Origin of the sequence: Flavobacterium sp. (assembly GCF_027484945.1) — a bacterium.
Classification (GTDB): Bacteria; Bacteroidota; Bacteroidia; order Flavobacteriales; family Flavobacteriaceae; genus Flavobacterium.
Window position 1 is genome coordinate 34,613 of sequence record NZ_JAIXRZ010000025.1, and the last position, 16,557, is coordinate 51,169.

General features: G+C 35.3%; 10 protein-coding genes. 6 read left to right on the forward strand and 4 right to left on the reverse strand.

The features are described from left to right. Positions 1 to 87: 87 nt before the first annotated feature. Complete coding sequence (locus tag Q0039_RS03840) at positions 88 to 3,984, reverse strand: T9SS type A sorting domain-containing protein (protein WP_297509334.1); 3,897 nt, start codon at positions 3,982 to 3,984, stop codon at positions 88 to 90. A gap of 169 nt (positions 3,985 to 4,153) precedes the next feature. Then, positions 4,154 to 7,054 (reverse strand): TonB-dependent receptor, encoded by a 2,901-nt coding sequence (locus Q0039_RS03845; protein ID WP_297509337.1) that lies wholly within the window; start codon positions 7,052 to 7,054, stop codon positions 4,154 to 4,156. A gap of 253 nt (positions 7,055 to 7,307) precedes the next feature. Between Q0039_RS03845 and Q0039_RS03850 the strand changes: the two genes are divergently transcribed. The 3 genes from Q0039_RS03850 to Q0039_RS03860 are packed head-to-tail and all read left to right on the forward strand — an operon-like array spanning position 7,308 to position 11,239. Beyond that, complete coding sequence (locus tag Q0039_RS03850; RefSeq protein WP_297509340.1) at positions 7,308 to 8,660, forward strand: OmpA family protein; 1,353 nt, start codon at positions 7,308 to 7,310, stop codon at positions 8,658 to 8,660. A 12-nt stretch (positions 8,661 to 8,672) separates the two neighbouring features. Further along, positions 8,673 to 9,965, forward strand: coding sequence for a glycosyltransferase family 4 protein (locus Q0039_RS03855; RefSeq protein WP_297509343.1), 1,293 nt, complete (start codon positions 8,673 to 8,675; stop codon positions 9,963 to 9,965). A gap of 5 nt (positions 9,966 to 9,970) precedes the next feature. Next, positions 9,971 to 11,239 (forward strand): nucleotide sugar dehydrogenase, encoded by a 1,269-nt coding sequence (locus Q0039_RS03860; RefSeq protein ID WP_297509344.1) that lies wholly within the window; start codon positions 9,971 to 9,973, stop codon positions 11,237 to 11,239. 71 nt (positions 11,240 to 11,310) lie between these two features. Here the strand turns inward: Q0039_RS03860 and tyrS are convergent, their stop codons facing one another. Then, positions 11,311 to 12,606 (reverse strand): tyrosine--tRNA ligase, encoded by a 1,296-nt coding sequence (gene tyrS, locus Q0039_RS03865; RefSeq protein WP_297509345.1) that lies wholly within the window; start codon positions 12,604 to 12,606, stop codon positions 11,311 to 11,313. A 358-nt stretch (positions 12,607 to 12,964) separates the two neighbouring features. Between tyrS and Q0039_RS03870 the strand changes: the two genes are divergently transcribed. The 3 genes from Q0039_RS03870 (at position 12,965) to Q0039_RS03880 (ending at position 16,166) form a co-directional block, all read left to right on the forward strand. Beyond that, positions 12,965 to 14,509 carry a hypothetical protein gene (locus Q0039_RS03870; RefSeq protein WP_297509346.1) on the forward strand — a complete coding sequence of 515 codons (1,545 nt, stop codon included), beginning with the start codon at positions 12,965 to 12,967 and terminating at the stop codon, positions 14,507 to 14,509. A 4-nt stretch (positions 14,510 to 14,513) separates the two neighbouring features. Next, complete coding sequence (locus Q0039_RS03875; protein WP_297509347.1) at positions 14,514 to 14,936, forward strand: hypothetical protein; 423 nt, start codon at positions 14,514 to 14,516, stop codon at positions 14,934 to 14,936. A 222-nt stretch (positions 14,937 to 15,158) separates the two neighbouring features. Next, positions 15,159 to 16,166: an NAD-dependent epimerase/dehydratase family protein gene (locus tag Q0039_RS03880; RefSeq protein WP_297509348.1), complete on the forward strand. Its 1,008-nt coding sequence runs from the start codon at positions 15,159 to 15,161 to the stop codon at positions 16,164 to 16,166. Position 16,167: 1 nt separating this feature from the next. On the opposite strand, the gene Q0039_RS03885 is transcribed toward Q0039_RS03880, so the two are convergent. Then, positions 16,168 to 16,554 (reverse strand): DUF4296 domain-containing protein, encoded by a 387-nt coding sequence (locus Q0039_RS03885; RefSeq protein ID WP_297509349.1) that lies wholly within the window; start codon positions 16,552 to 16,554, stop codon positions 16,168 to 16,170. Between the last annotated feature and the right edge of the window lie 3 nt (positions 16,555 to 16,557).

Sequence of the window (16,557 nt, forward strand, 5' to 3'; positions counted from 1 at the left end):
GCGAAAATTCAACGAATAACGAATGTAATAATTCAAAAAAAAAGGCCACCTAAAAAGGTGGCCTTTCCTATAGAATTTGAAAGTAACTTATTGTTTGATTACTTTTTTAATTATAACTTCTTTATTCGAATTTGAAATTAATTTTACAATATAAATTCCTTTCTCTAAACGACTTAAGTCTTCAGTAATTGTATTTACTCCTTCTTCTAATTGGATTGTTTTTGGTGTATTTACCATATAACCATCCATTGAGAAAATAGCCAATTCAACTGAACCTCTTAATTCATTTTCTACTGTAATCGAAATTTCTCCAAATGTTGGGTTAGGATAAACTTCTGAACGTACAATTGAAACTTCTTGAGCAGGAGTTTCTACAATGTTTGTTTCGCGTGCACAAGAAACGCTAGTTAATGTAATTGACTTCGTAGCACTTGAAATTCCACAAGCATTAGCAGCTGTAACTTTCAATAAATTAGATGTTGCAGTTGTTGGAACAGCAGAGAAATCTACTACAACTGAAGAAGTGCCTTGACCAGAAACAATAGTTGCTCCAGCAGCAGGCAACCAAGTATAAGTAGTAGCACCTGGTACAGCTGGAACTGAGAAAGTTTGAGTAGCACATCTTGTGAAAGTAGTACCTCCTGTAGCAACTCCTATTGGAGATAAAGCCGTAGATAATGTTAACGTTTTGTTAGTAGTACTTGCGCCTACACCATTAACTGCCGAAATAACAATTGTTTTAGAAGTTAAAGTAGCAAAGTCAGCTGGCATAGCAACTGTGAAGTTTAAATCACTAGTTGTTAATGATGACGTTGTGTTTGTTGTATTATTTGTAGAAGTTACAACTGAACCTGTAGGACCTGTAATTACATAGCTGTTAGCTAATGGAGATGCAGTAATTGTATAGTCGTATGATGTATTACCACAAATACCTGTAATTTGACCAGCAACCGTAGAAACAGCAGCAGGAACTGTAGCCGTAACTTTCAACAACTTAGCTGTTGAAGACGTAGCAGGACTTAAGGCCGCATTATTTGTTGTAGATGAACCAATTCCATTAACTGCTTTTACACCCAAATACATTGAAGTTGTTCCAGCAGCCACGTTTGCAAAGTTTACAACAATTTCATTCGTGTTACCACCACTGATTTGGTTAACACCAGAAGGCAGTTCCCAAGTGTATGATGAAGCAGTTGGAGAAACAGCTGCTACTAAACGTAATTGAGTAGTAGTACCGATAAATTTACTAACAATAGTTACAGCTGTAGTAGTACTTACTGCATCGTTAAATAATTTAACTGTTGTTGGAGCAGCAGGAATAGCTGCAACTAATTTTTTCAATTTTGAGTTTTTAGTAACAGTTGTGCTAGCTACTGAGAATACTGAAGTAGCATTTGTACTTGGAGCAACAGCTGGAGTATATACTTCATTATAAGATGTATAATACAAACCAGGAATTACATTTCCAGCAACTACATCGGCATTAGTAGCATTAGTAGTTACAGATGTACCTACACCATTTCTAGATTTAACTCCAAAATACAAAGCTGTTGTAGAGGAACTTGTAACACCAGAGAAATTAACTAAGATAGATGGTTTGTTAGAATATACTTTAGTTCCATATCTTGGATAACTTTGTGAAGTGATTCCTCCATAGGCAGCATTCCCCCAAATTTTTTGATCACAAGTTGATACTGTAATTTCAGTTGACTCTCCATTTACATCTACTGTGTATTTGGTGTTAGTCACAACCCAATATTTTGTACCTACAGCAGAAGGAGTTGATGCAGCACTAAAGAAAGGCTCAGCAGTATAAGTAACAGTAGTAGTTACTGGTGATGGTGTACCAGAGGGTAAAGATAAATTAACTCCTGCAGGCAATTCCCACTCATAACTTGTAGCTGTAGCAACGGTGCTTGCAACGATTGTAATTGGAGTTGTTGAACCCATATACTTAGCATAAGAAGTCAATGCTGTAGTAGGTGTAGCGCTTGCTCTGTCGTAGAAATTGATAATTGTTGGCGCAGCAGGTAATGCTTTAGTAATCAATAAAGATTTAGCCAATGTTCTACATCCGTTAGCATTTTGTGCTTGAACTTGAATAGATCCTACATTTCCTGCTCCTGGAGGAACATTGTTGTAGTTAACAACGATAGAGTTTGTACCCTGACCAGATATAATGTTTACACCATTTGGAACTGTCCAAACATAAGATAAGGTTGAATCAACAAATGAAGGGATTGAATAAGTAAACTGTGATGTAGTAGCAACATAAGGACCTACAGCAGTTGCAGAAGTTGAACCCGCTGGTCCAACACCTGTAATTGCACCTAATACTTCAGTTGGCAATGCATTAACAGTAACCGTTAAGGCAACACGAGCACTTTCAGTACCATTAGCATCAACTTGTGACACATAATATGTTTTAGTACCTACAACAGTAGTAGTAGGTGTTGGAGCTGTAGTTGCAGCAGTACCACCAGTAGCAAGAGTATACCATTTTAAAGAAACTCCAGTAGTAGTTAAAGTAGCTGTTAATGGAGATGCAACAGCACCTTTACAATAGGTAACATTAGTAACTGCTGGCGTAGAACCTGTAACAATTGTTACTAAAGGTGAAATAGAACTATCAGTAAAATCAGCACCAGAAGCTGCATTACCTGTTGGACGGTAATCCAACCCTAAATACGTATTCGTAGAACCGTATGGTGTAGCTAATAAACCTGAACTACTTGTTAAAAATGAATTCCCATTAGTAGTAAACCATGAGTTTAAGGAAGTTGGGTTAATACCACCTGTGAAAGAAGAATTAGCTGTACCTGCAATAATGTTATTTTTAAATTTCAACAAACCACTGTTTGCATTAGTAACAGTTGCAGATCCATCAATAAAAACGAAATTGTTTTTAAAGTCCATGAAAATGGAGTTGTAAATTTTAATTTGACAAGCTCTTCGTAAACGTAAAGCGCGCTCATGACCAGAAGCCAAAGAAGTTGCTGGCGATAAGGTTGCTCTTACTGCTGGACCAATCATAGTAACATTGGTAAAAATTGGAGCTGTATTATCATATGGAGAAGAAACTGTAGTACCAGCAGGGTTATTATCTACCTCAAAACCTTCAGAAGTAGAAACCGATGGGTTATCAGCTAATGCTGGATCTTTAATACCCAATACATACTGAACAGCTCCTTTGTAACCGTTATCAGCATCAAAATCATCATCCAAATTACGGAAAGCAACTAAGTGTTTACAGTTTACAGAACCACCAAACCACTCAAATGCATCGTCATTAGCATACGATACTTGAACATAGTCAATTGTTGTTCCGTTACCAACAGCACCCATTGTTAAACCATTAATCTCGTTGTTTGGTGAGAAAACGAAACCACCAAACTCAATACGAACATATTTTAAGGTTCCTGAACTATCATTGTTTACTGGTGCTGTACTACCCCCACCGTATTCAGTATTTACTGAAGCAGTAATACCTTCGATGTTGTTTACACCATTATTAATGTTAAAACCAGCTTTACCTAATAATACAATTCCACCCCAGTCACCAGGCTGTCTTCCTTCAGCTACAGTTTTAGCAGAAGTAAAAACAATCGGACTTGAAGCAGTTCCAATTGCATTCAATTTTGACCCTTTAGTAACAATCAATGCAGTACCTGAATTGGTGTATACACCTTTAACAACTACTCCAGGCTGAATTGTTAAAGTTGCATTGTTACGCACATAAATAAGTCCGGTAATGTAGTATGTTTTCCCGGTAGTCCATGTGGTATTTGCTGTAATATCAGTTGTGATATTTACAACAGTCCCATCAGGATAAGTTTCATTTTTTGGATCATAATTTGTCCAAGAATCCGTCCACATCGGCGTAGGAGCCGGTGCAAATGCACCTCTATAAGAGGTTTGATCAATTTGCGCATTTACTAAGCTAACTAATAGCAAAAGAAATGGCAAAAAATAATTTTTTTTCATAAGTTAAAATATTAGGGTTATTTTGAATACAAATCTAATTTCAAAGCATTTATTTATCGAAAATATAGCATTACCATATCGTGATTATTTAGTTAATGAAACTTAAATTTAATGTTAAAAAAAAGACACCTAAATATTAGGTGTCTTTTACTATAAGTAAAGTGCTACTTTAAAAATTATAGGTAAATGTCAACGAAATGCTTTGCCCAAAATTTGTTCTCCAGATTACATCATCCTCTTTTTCATTGAAACCATCTTGATAATGATAGTCTCCGGTAAAAACTTGATTTGCTAAAGTTTCTAGAGTTCCATAACGAACCGAATTCTTATAATTATTTTGATAGAAAATTAGATCTTGAGCCAAGAGGTTTTGAACATTCAACTTAACTTCCATTTTTTTATTAAAAGTTTTTGAAATCTGTAAATCGATGAACGTTCTTCCTTTCTCCCAAATAGCGGGTCTTACTTCACTTTCTGTAAAAGCAATTCGGTTCCCAGTTCGATTTAGATTAGCCGATATCGACCACCCGTTTTCGTTATTCAAATATTGCAATCCCGCATTAACCACATATGGTGACTGTCCTTGTAGCGGTCTTTTTGTATCAATATTTGCAGTGTTTAAATTAGTTATATCAACCTCTGATTTGACTACTGCAATATTTGAAAACAAAGTAATATCATCTAAGATTGTCAAGTTAGGGAATTTTAATAAACTACTCAATACCGCTCTAAACTCTAACTCAATTCCACTATTGGTTGCTGAATTTGCATTTACATAGGTAATTGTTTTGTTGTTAACTTGCTGTTGGATTTCAATAGGATTTTTGAAATTTTTTCTAAAATAGGAAACCGAAAAAATTTGATTTTTACCTGGAAATATTTCATAGCGGATATCAAAATTTTTAATTTCTCCCGTCTTTAATGTTGGATTTCCTTGTGTAAAGAATTGGTTGGTAAAGTCATAGAAACCAAAAGGGGCTAACTCCCTAAACTCAGGTCGATTTAAGGTTTTAGAATAACTAAAACGCAAATTTTGTTTTGAATTTAATGAGATAATTAAATTAACTGATGGTAAAATATTGTCGATTTTGTCTTCAAGAGCCAAGAAATCAAATTCCGTAAGTCTAGAATTAATTCGTTGCGTATATTCTTCATAACGAACACCCCAAACCAACCTTAAAAATTTGTAGCGGTTATCTAACATCGCATAAGCCGCCACTAAATCAGATCCTGCAGTGTACGAGTCGGTAAATTTTGTAAAATCAGCGATAGTGAAGCCATTCACACCTGGTGAAATAACACCCATATTGTTCAAATTAAAAATTTGATCATTAGGTAAACTCAATAAGTTTGAATCAAAAGTACCGCCTAAAGCCAATGCATTATATTGTAGTTGGCGTGCAAAAAAATCACGAGACCTTTTTTGTATCAATCCACCTACTTTAAATTCGTTGATGATTTCTTTACCTAAATTAAACTTATTAAGTAAATCTAGTTTTCCTCCTTTTATATTTTCGTTATTTTCAGAAAAGAACATTCCTCCACCATAATCAGGACCTCCATTGTTGGCAGCGATTTCTGCCCGAGGTGAATTTAAATTTGGATCGGTACTGTTGGGGTCAGCGATTGAATAAATATTTCTTCTAAGATTAGGAATGCTTCGAACAATATCGCTATAAAATGCATTCCAAGATAATTTTTGTTTTTTATTATTAAATGAGTGGTCTCCACCAAATTGTCCAGAATAAATTTTATTACTCGTAAACCAACGCACATCTGCTTGAATAAAACGAGTGTCATTAATATCGCGCTGTCCATTTCGTTCAACTACCAAATCTGTTGAATTAATACTGTAAATGTTTTTAAACGACAAACTGTGGTTTTCGCTAAACTTGAAAGCTAAATTAGCCAAACCAGCAGTCATGACTTGTTCCGTATAATTGTTATCAGAAAAACGAGAGATTAACAATGTAGAGGTTGGGTCGGGGTTATCATAATCAAAACGCTTTACGTTGGCAAAATTGTTTGATTTCGTATTTGATAATGAAAAAATAAGACCTAATGTTTTCTCTCCAAATTTTATACTCCTTCCTAAACTGTATTGAAAATTATAGTTGGGCGCAAATTTTTGATCGTTAATTCTCCAATCATACTCAAACGTTTTAGCTAATTGCGCTTTGTCTTGATACGGTAATGTATTAAATACTGCGGTAGAAGGCAATGTGCTCGGTATGGCACGAACACCATTGTCATAACCTATCCAATCCGTTGAACTTCCCGCATAGGTTCGTTGCTCTTTAAAGGTAGTTATCGTATTGTAACCAGAACCTATTGAAATCGTTTGAAAGTTTTTATCGGGTACCGCCTTGGTATTAATTTGTACAACACCCCCTGCAAAATCGGCAGGCAAATCGGGTGTAGCGGTTTTGGTTATAATCAAATTATCCAAAAGATTGGAAGGAAAAATATCAAATGAAAATGCTTTTCTATCCGACTCGGAACTCGGTAACGGCGCACCATTTAAAAATGCAACATTATACCGATCATTTAAACCGCGAATAACGACAAATTTATTGTCTTGCACACTCGCACCACTAATTCGTTTCAAAACATCGGATGTAGTTCTATCTGGTGTTTTCTTTATAGACTCTGCTGAAATACCATCTGAAACACTTGCATTATTTTTTTGCTGTGTTAAAAGCGATTTTATCGATTCTGCTTTTGCTCTTGTTTTTGTAATTACAACTTCCTCTAATGTATTTTTTTGTTCCTCTAAAGTAACATTCAATTCAGCTACTTCATTTGCTACAATAGTAACTTCTGTTACATTTTTTGGAAGATAACCAATCATTGTAAACTCAATTTCATAAATGCCTGGTTCTATACCTCCTATAGTAAACTTACCATCGCCATCGGTAATCGTCCCTTTTTTAGCACTCTTAATAACCACATTTACACCTATTAATGTAGTTCCATTTTTTGCATCTACAACCGTACCACGTAAAGAACCATTTTGCGCAAATACATAGGCACTAAAAAACGTGAACAGTAACAATAATCTTGTTTTCATAGTTAAAATTTAAAAAGCCAAAATAAAGACAATATGCAACAATAAAAGTTAACTTAAAATTAACCTTTTTTAATTCTTATTATTTTTTATATATAACTAATATTCATATACTTAAACTATTTTATTTTAAATAAAACAGACTTGCCTTTCTTTCTAATGTTACCTAAATGTTTCGGTATCATTATGTAATTTATTCATCAAAAATTGGATATATTTTACTATTATATTTGCCCAACAATTATTAGAATCTCACATGAAATCAACGCTTAATTTACTCTTAATTTTATTGATTACGCAATTTTCTACTGCTCAAGAAAATGCGGATAGTGTTCAACCCGAAACTGAAAAAATTAAAGATTCAACTATATCAAATTTAAACAACTACAGATGGCGTTTTGAAATGGGCATTGGAGAAAGTAAAGGCATCGTTCCATTTTCAGATAGCTTTTTTTCAACAAATAATAAAAAGAAATTTGGTGTGATTGATATAAATTCTTACATGGTTGGTGTCAACTACTCCTTCACTAAAGCAGTTGGTTTCAAAAGCACGCTTGCATTTGATCGTTTTAGAGAAAAAGAAAATAAAAGTAAATCATTCGAAACGGCACAGTTTAGATTTAGTTTAGAAACCGTATTGGATTTAAATCATTATATTAAGTTTAACGCTGAAGATTCTCGCTTTAAATTACTTTTTCATAGTGGAATTGTACTATCAACATTACAAAAAATAACCTCCAACAACAGCCCTGTAGCTGGAAGAAGAGAGTTGAATGGCGGTGTTGTATTCGGACTAACACCGATGTATCGAATTACCAAACAAGGATTTGTCCATTTAGACTTAATCTCAATACACAATTTTAGACAACATTATACTTGGGATGGAACCTATTCTAATCCTAACAATAATTTGTATGGTCACATGATTAATGCTTCTCTAGGATTCTCTTACTCTTTTGGGAAATTATTAAAATGGAAATCAGACAATAAAGAAATAGTTGATTTAGAAAATAAAAATAAAAAACTAGAGGCACGAATTGAGGATATCGAAACTAAAATGAACGACACCGATAAGGATGGTGTTGCTGATTACCTAGATGCTGAGAATAATTCGGTTGCTGGTGTGGCTGTAGATTCAAGAGGTGTAATGGTTGATGTTAATAAAAATGGCGTGCCCGATGAATTGGAGCGGTATTTAGAGAAGAAATACGGTTCAGCAGAACAAGCAAACGCTTTCAATTCTAGCCAAGAATCTTCTAATTTCTTTAAAAAATCTATTGACGAAGGCTATATTTCTATACTTTTTGATATTGATAGCGCTACACCTAACACCATTTCATACGATGGTATTTATTTCATCCTGAATTACTTAAAACAAAATCCTGCCTCAAATCTAACTATTGTTGGCTATGCCGATGCAAAAGGGAATAAAGAATATAACCAAAAATTAGCCTTAGCAAGAGCCACTAATGTGAAAAATATTTTAGTAAAATCCGGGATTGAAGAAAATCGATTGAATGCTATCTCAGGCGGCACAGATCAAACCGTTGATATTAATGCCACAGATGCAAGAAAACTTGTTCGTAGAGTAATTTTTAAATTAAAATAATCCAATCTCCAAATGAATGCTACTGTAAAAATAGTTAAAAAGAGAGCGAATCATTTTATTGCACAAAATACGCAACCTTTAGCTCCAATAAAAACTATTGAACAAAAAGAAGTAGTGAATTTAAATCAATCGGACAACACTAATAAAATCCGAGTGGTTCGTATTACAACTGTTCCATTATCACTTGATAAATTACTGAATGGTCAATTAAATTATGTAAATAATCATTTTGAAGTTATCGCTGTATCTTCGGACGAAGCTTACTTAAAAAAAATTGGAGAAAAGGAAAAAATTAAAGTCAAAAATATTGAGATGTCAAGAAAAATAACTCCAATTCAAGACTTTATCTCTATTTTAAAAATGTATCGTTTTCTCAAAGAAATAAAACCTGAAATTGTTCATACTCATACCCCAAAAGCAGGTTTAGTGGGAATGATTGCCTCAAAATTAAGCGGCGTACCTGTTCGAATGCACACCATCAGTGGGCTACCATTAGTTGAAGCAAAAGGATTGAAAAAAAAATTACTTATCCTTTGTGAATCGATAACTTATTCATGTGCAACTCATGTATATGCTAACTCATTTAATATTCTAAAAATTATCAAATCGCTGTTTCCATTCTCCTTTAAAATAAAAGTTTTAGGTAATGGAAGCACCAATGGTATTGATTTAAAACAGTTTGACCCAAAAAGCGAGTTCTTAAATTCTAAACTTGCCTATAGAAATGAGTATGGTATTGATGCGAACGATTTCGTGTTTTTGTTTGTTGGTAGAGTTGTAAGCGACAAGGGAATTAATGAATTAGTTAGGGCATTCTCTAATTTAGAAAACCCTAACAATCAATTTAAACTTTTACTCGTTGGGCCATTTGAAGAAGATTTAAATCCGCTTCACCATGACACCCTTACGCAAATTAAAACTAATACGAATATAATCACCACAGGATACCAATCAGACGTAAGGAAATTCTACAAGCTTTCCGATGTATTTGTATTTCCTAGCTACCGCGAAGGATTCCCAAATGTTGTAATGGAAGCCGGCGCAATGGAATTACCTGTAATTACAACAAATATTAATGGATGTGATGAAATCATAATTCCTGAAAAAAACGGCCTTCTTATTCCTCAAAAGAATGAGAAATCGCTTTTAGATGCAATGCAAAAAATTAGTAGCGAGCAAGAATTATATCAGAAATTAAAACAAAATTCCAGAAGTGTAATCGCTGAAAAATTTGATCAAGCCAACCTTTGGAAAATTATTGTAAATGAATATAAATCGCTAAGCACGAGGTATTTTAATAGATAAAATTAATGAAAATTGTCGTTATTGGTCTTGGCTATGTTGGACTGCCACTTGGCATGCTTTTGGCTGAAAAATATAAAGTAATCGGTTTTGATATTAATAAGAAAAGAATTCAAGAGTTAGAATCCTTTATTGATAAAACCAACGAAGTTACTTCCGAAGCTTTAAAATCATTACAAAATACAAATACTAGCAATGGTATTGAGTTTACAACTTCTACCGATTTAATCAAAAACGCTACATTTTACATTATTACTGTTCCTACACCGACAGATAAATTTAATAACCCCGATTTTTCCCCATTGTTAAAAGCTAGTGAATTGGTTGGTAAATCGATAGGCAAAGAATCGATTGTAGTTTTTGAATCTACCGTTTACCCGGGTGCTACAGAAGAAATTTGTATTCCTGTTATTGAAAAATACAGCAAGTTAAAGTATAATTTTGATTTTTATGCGGGCTATTCACCAGAAAGAATTAATCCCGGAGATAAATTACATACCGTTGAAAATATTATCAAAATAACTTCAGGTTCAAACCCAATAGCCGCTGAAAAAATTGATCAACTCTACAAATCGGTAATAAAAGCAGGAACTTTCCCTGTTTCTAGCATTAAAATAGCTGAAGCTGCAAAAGTTATTGAAAATGCCCAGAGGGATATCAATATTGCTTTTGTTAATGAGCTCTCAAAAATATTTAACTTAATGAATATTGATACACATGAGGTTCTCGATGCTGCAGCAACAAAATGGAATTTTATTAATTTCCGACCGGGATTAGTGGGTGGTCATTGTATCGGAGTTGACCCTTACTATTTAGCCAACAAAGCGCAAGAACTAGGATATCATCCGGAAATTATTCTTGCTGGACGCCGAATGAATGATAGTATGAGTACTTTTATTGCTTTTGAAATTGTAAAAATTACGCTTGACAAAAAAATAAAAATTAAAAATTCAAAACTACTACTCTTAGGTATTACTTTTAAAGAAAACTGCAATGATATTAGAAATACAAAAGTGGTCGATTTATATAAAGCACTCGTTAATTTTGGATTTAAGGTTGATGTCTATGACCCATTAGCCGACAAAAACGAAGTTAAACATGAATACGGGATTCAACTACTGCCCAATCTACCCGAAACTCAAAAATACCATGCTGCTGTTCTCGCAGTAAAGCATGATGCGTTTAAATCGTTTAATCCAACGCTCTATTTAAAAAAGAAATCGGTGGTTTACGATATTAAAAGTTATTTGACTTGTGAAGTGGATAAAAAATTATAACGTTATAATTCTTTTATTTCTAATTTTTTAATCCGTCAAAGTAAAAAGACTCCTCCTCAAAACCTATCGCACTAGTCTACCACTAGTAAATAATAATTTTTCTTCCCTTTTTGAAGGAGAACGTATTTTTCGTGAATCAAATCTGACGTAGTAATCGTATATTCTTGAGTTACTTTTACTTTATTCAACGCAATCGCATTTTGTTTTAGTTCGCGCATTGCCTCACTGTTTGAACTCAAGAATCCTGTTTTAGCAGCCAACGCACCTACCATATCCAATCCTTTTTCCAATTCAGCAGCAGAAATTTGCGCAACTGGAACCCCTTCAAATACCTCAACAAAAGTTTGCGCATCCAATTGTTTTAATTCATTCATGGTCGGACTAAAAAATGCCGCCGATGCAAAAATCGCTTTTTCTAGCGCTTCTTGCCCGTGAACGAAAACAGTAACTTCAGCTGCTAATCGCTTTTGTAGTAGGCGTAAATGCGGTGCTTGCTGGTGTTCTGCTATTAGTGAAGCAACGGTTGACTGATCTAAAAAAGTAAATATTTTAATATATTTTTCTGCATCCAAATCGGTTGTGTTCAACCAAAATTGATAAAACTTATAAACCGATGTTTTATCTGCTGTCAACCATACATTTCCACCTTCACTTTTTCCAAACTTAGACCCATCGGCTTTGGTAATTAATGGGCAAGTCATTGCAAATGCTTTGGCGTGCTCGTCATTCATTCGGCGAACTAACTCGGTACCGGTAGTAATATTTCCCCACTGATCAGAACCTCCCATTTGCAACAAACAATGGTAGTGTTTATGCAAATAATAAAAATCATATCCTTGAATCAATTGATAGGTAAACTCCGTAAAACTCATGCCAGAACCGGTCTCTCCACTCAACCGTTTCTTAACCGAATCCTTGGCCATCATATAGTTTACAGTAATTCGTTTTCCTACATCACGCGCAAAAGCGATAAAGGAAAAATCTTTCATCCAATCGTAATTATTCACTAAAACAGGAGCTGTAGGTCCTTCTGAATTGAAATCCAAAAAACGCGACAATACCCCTTTGATTCCCTCCACATTTTTTTGCAAAGCAGCTTCATCCAACAAGTTACGCTCATCCGATTTTCCTGAAGGATCGCCAATCATTCCTGTAGCACCGCCAACTAATGCAATCGGTCGGTGGCCAAAATTTTTCAAATGAACCAACAATATAATCGGAACTAAACTCCCAATATGCAATGAATCGCTGGTGGGATCAAACCCAATATAAACCGAAGTTGCTTCTTTTAAAAGTTGCTCTTCAGTTCCTGGCATAATATCATGTACCAGTCCACGCCATTGCAATTCTTCAACTAAATTGTTCATAGGATAAAATTTTTGCGCAAAGATACACGAATTATTGATTTGGAGCAGCAGCCCTAGGGTTTGCAACACGTATCCTCCTGCTCTACGCTAAATCTGCCGGCAGTCGGAAAACCCAACCTCCCGCCGACAGGATTTTTGCTTCGATCAGGGCTAGTTAACCCGTTTTTAAAGCGGAGAAAAAATGGTTGACAATTATTTAACAAATCATACACTTTTTGCATACCCATAAGCCAACAACAATGGATAATTTTACACTTTAAATTGTAGGCCTATGAAACAGTAAAAAACAGTACACTTCCCTCATGAAAAGCCCTTCTTAAACGCCATCTCATTTTTTTATCAACCTAATTCAAACACAATGAAGCGAAGTAAATTGTATGTAGTAACCGCGTTGCTACTTTTAGCCGCTATTGGATTTAGCTGCCAACTCGAAAACGAATTTCACAATCCAAATGATGCGCATCACCATGGTGAACAACGCATCCAAACCCTAACCGGAGCCGCGGCCCAAAGTATTACACAAAAACTTTTAAGCACTTTAAACCGAAAAGGATCAACAATACAGCTCTTTGACATAACGGAAGCCACAGCGCGAACCAGTAGCGGAGCAATTGATTTTAGCTCAATTCTTGCTATAATTGATTCCATTGGAGTAAAAAACTATACGTTTAAGGTAATTAATCACCCCTTAGACAATGCGCAAACATTTCATAATCTAATTCTCACCGACAAAGCAGGTGAACTCGAAGTAACCTTAATGAAATATGAAATGAATGAAGAATTTGCTACACAATTTAACGCCAATTTAAAACCCTTTCAAGAATTTAAAGGGGAAGTTACCGCTTCGGACTTGTCTACAATTGAAACCCCTTGCGAAGAAGTTAGCGTTACAATTGGCGACCAGCCTACACCTCCCGAATCGGGTGGCGGAATACAACTGCCAGACCCCGGAAATGGCAACGGAAGTACTTATCCTGCCGCAGGCGATCCTAGTGGCGGAGGTGGAGATAATGGCTGTAATACTGGAGTAAGCATTAGTTACCAATGTTCTTGTGGCCGAAGCTATCCCAATTGGGACGATTACAGCAGTTCGTTTTGTGGTAATGGAACCTATCCAGGATACACCTATTCTGTTGTAATTACCTATACGATTTCGCCCAGCTGCAGAATGGCTGATGATCCCTGCAATCCCGCGGGAATTATTGGAATTCTTCCTCCAAAGAAAAACCCATTCGATTGTCTCACTGCGGCTAAATTACATGAGATTTTCCCCAACGCTTCAGCAGAAACAATTGCAACGTTTTACAATCAGCTCAAACAATACGGCTCAAAATTTGGAATTGATTCTGAAAAAAAATTAGCGCATTTTTTAGCGCAAGTAAAGGGCGAAACTGGAGGAATTGCACTGTTGGATAGTCAAGAAAATTTGAATTATACGACTGCCGCTTCGCTGGTTCGCACATGGCCTACTAAGTTTTCAACTTCAAACCCAAATTTAACACCGCCTTATAATTACATCAACAATCCACAACTGCTTGCTAATTTTGTGTATTGTTGTAGAATGGGAAATGGTGACCAAAATAGTGGCGATGGTTGGTTGTACCGCGGAAGGGGTATTTTTCAACTTACGTTCAAAAACAACTACACCAATTACCTTAATTATTTAGCGGCCAACAACATTACAGTACCATATACCCACCCCAATGACTTGGCCGATCCTAACCAATTGCATGCTGTTTTAAGTGGTTTATGGTATTTTAAAACAAAAATCCTCGATACACTTGATGTTGAAAATGCCGAAGTAAATGCGGTTACAAACCGAGTAAATAGCTTTGTTAATGCCAATAATCGGCAAATTCGAATGAATACCTTTAATCTATCAATACTGAAATTAAACTGTTAACACTATGAAATCAAAAAAAATTATAATTCCATTAGTAGCCTTACTTGGATTAAGTTTAGCGCTTGCCTATACGAAAATGAATCCTTTGTTTAGTGCGTCCAAAAGCACAACAGCACAAACAACCAATCTCAATCAAGAAATTTTAGGCACTTGGCATCTTGAAGGATCGCCTGCAGACACGTATGAATATTTAAACAATGGAGTGAAAAACACCTATAGTAATGGTACTCTCGTTAGCAGTTCTTTCTATGAAATTTGTACAACCTGTAGCGGTACACCTTCCGACGACCCGACGGATCGTTTTCTTAAAGAAATGGATGCCGATGGTTTTGAAAAATGCTATTTTATTAACGGAATAAATGTAGACAACAGCGCTATAATGTCGCTTATGGATGACCGAGGTACAATCATACGTTTAGAACGTTAAATTCTAATGGTATATCACCTTAATCTCTCCTCGATTTCACATTTTAATATCGGAGAATGATCAATAACGGTGCGTTAAAATAACCTTAACTCACCGTTTTTGAACTTCAATTTTATTTTTTTAAACTTTCTTTTTCAAATCCCCTAAAGCAAATTCAAAACGATCCCGTTTTGTACATTGGTTTTTCTATTAAAATTCAAGGATAAGACGTACCTTTGAATTATGATTTTAGTTACGGGTAGTACAGGATTAGTTGGTTCGCATTTGGTATTGCATTTAGCAGAAAATGCCAACCTGCCTGTACGAGCAATCTATAGAGATGAATCCCAAATAGAAGGGGTAAAATCGCTTTTTGCCAGTTATGGAAAAATAGAATTGTTTGCTGCTATTTCGTGGGTAAATGCTGATATTTTAGATATCCCTTCCCTAGAAATTGCCTTTCAAGACATTACAAAAGTCTACCATTGTGCGGGACAAATTTCATTTGACCCTAACGATGAAAACCTACTTCGAAAAACCAACATTGAAGGAACTGCCAATATCGTCAACTTTTGCATTGACAAGAACGTAGTAAAATTGTGCCATGTAAGTTCAATTGCAGCTCTAGGAACATTAAGTCCCGGGCAATCCCAAATTGATGAAACCTGCGGTTGGAACCCCGATTTACATCATAGTGATTATGCCCTGTCAAAATATGGTGCAGAAATGGAGGTTTGGCGCGGACAGCAAGAGGGACTACAAGTGGTTATTGTAAATCCCGGAATCATACTCGGACCCTATGTAAAAAATCGAAATTCTAAGCAAGGAAGTAGTGCTTTTGTACATCGTATCAAAAGAGGAATGCCTTTTTACACCAATGGAATTACTGGCTATGTAGGGGTTTGGGATGTTGTGAAAATAATGTGCGCTTTGATGGAGTCGTCAATTCACGGGGAACGGTTTATAGTAGTTGCCGAAAATCGAACTTTCGAAGACATTATTTCAACCATTGCTAATGCGTTTCACAGAAAGCCACCGCAATTCAATGCGAAGAAATGGATGCTGCTTGCCTACTGGCGTTTGGATCAATTGTGTTCAATTCTTTTGCGAACGAAAAGAAAGATTACACGGGTAGGTATACAATCGTTGTATAATAAAGACCAAATAGCCAATACAAAAATAAAAAATGCGCTTTCTTATGAATTTGAATCGATCGATACCTATATCCAATCGATCATTGCAACCTATTAAGCTATTTTACGACACCTTCTTCAGTAGGCATATTAGAATATCCCGAGCTATTTAATGATTCGCCCATTGCTTCACGATCCTTGGCAAGACGCTCCTTCACTTCATCATACATTTTTTTGAACTCCTTCATGTCAGAAGCATAATACTTTGTATTTTCAGCTAATGTTAAACTGTCTATTTTATATTTTTCTTTAACAAATGCTATTGCAGTTGGATAATTAACTTGTGACGCATAAGCCTGACTTCGTGCAGCCTCTAAAACAGCCAAATCATATAAAATATTGACCATGGTTTCTTTTTCTATAGGATGGGCAGGTTCATCAAGGACCTTGTTTTTACAACTGACCAAAACGAATATCCCTAAAATAAAAACTAAACTACTTTTCATACG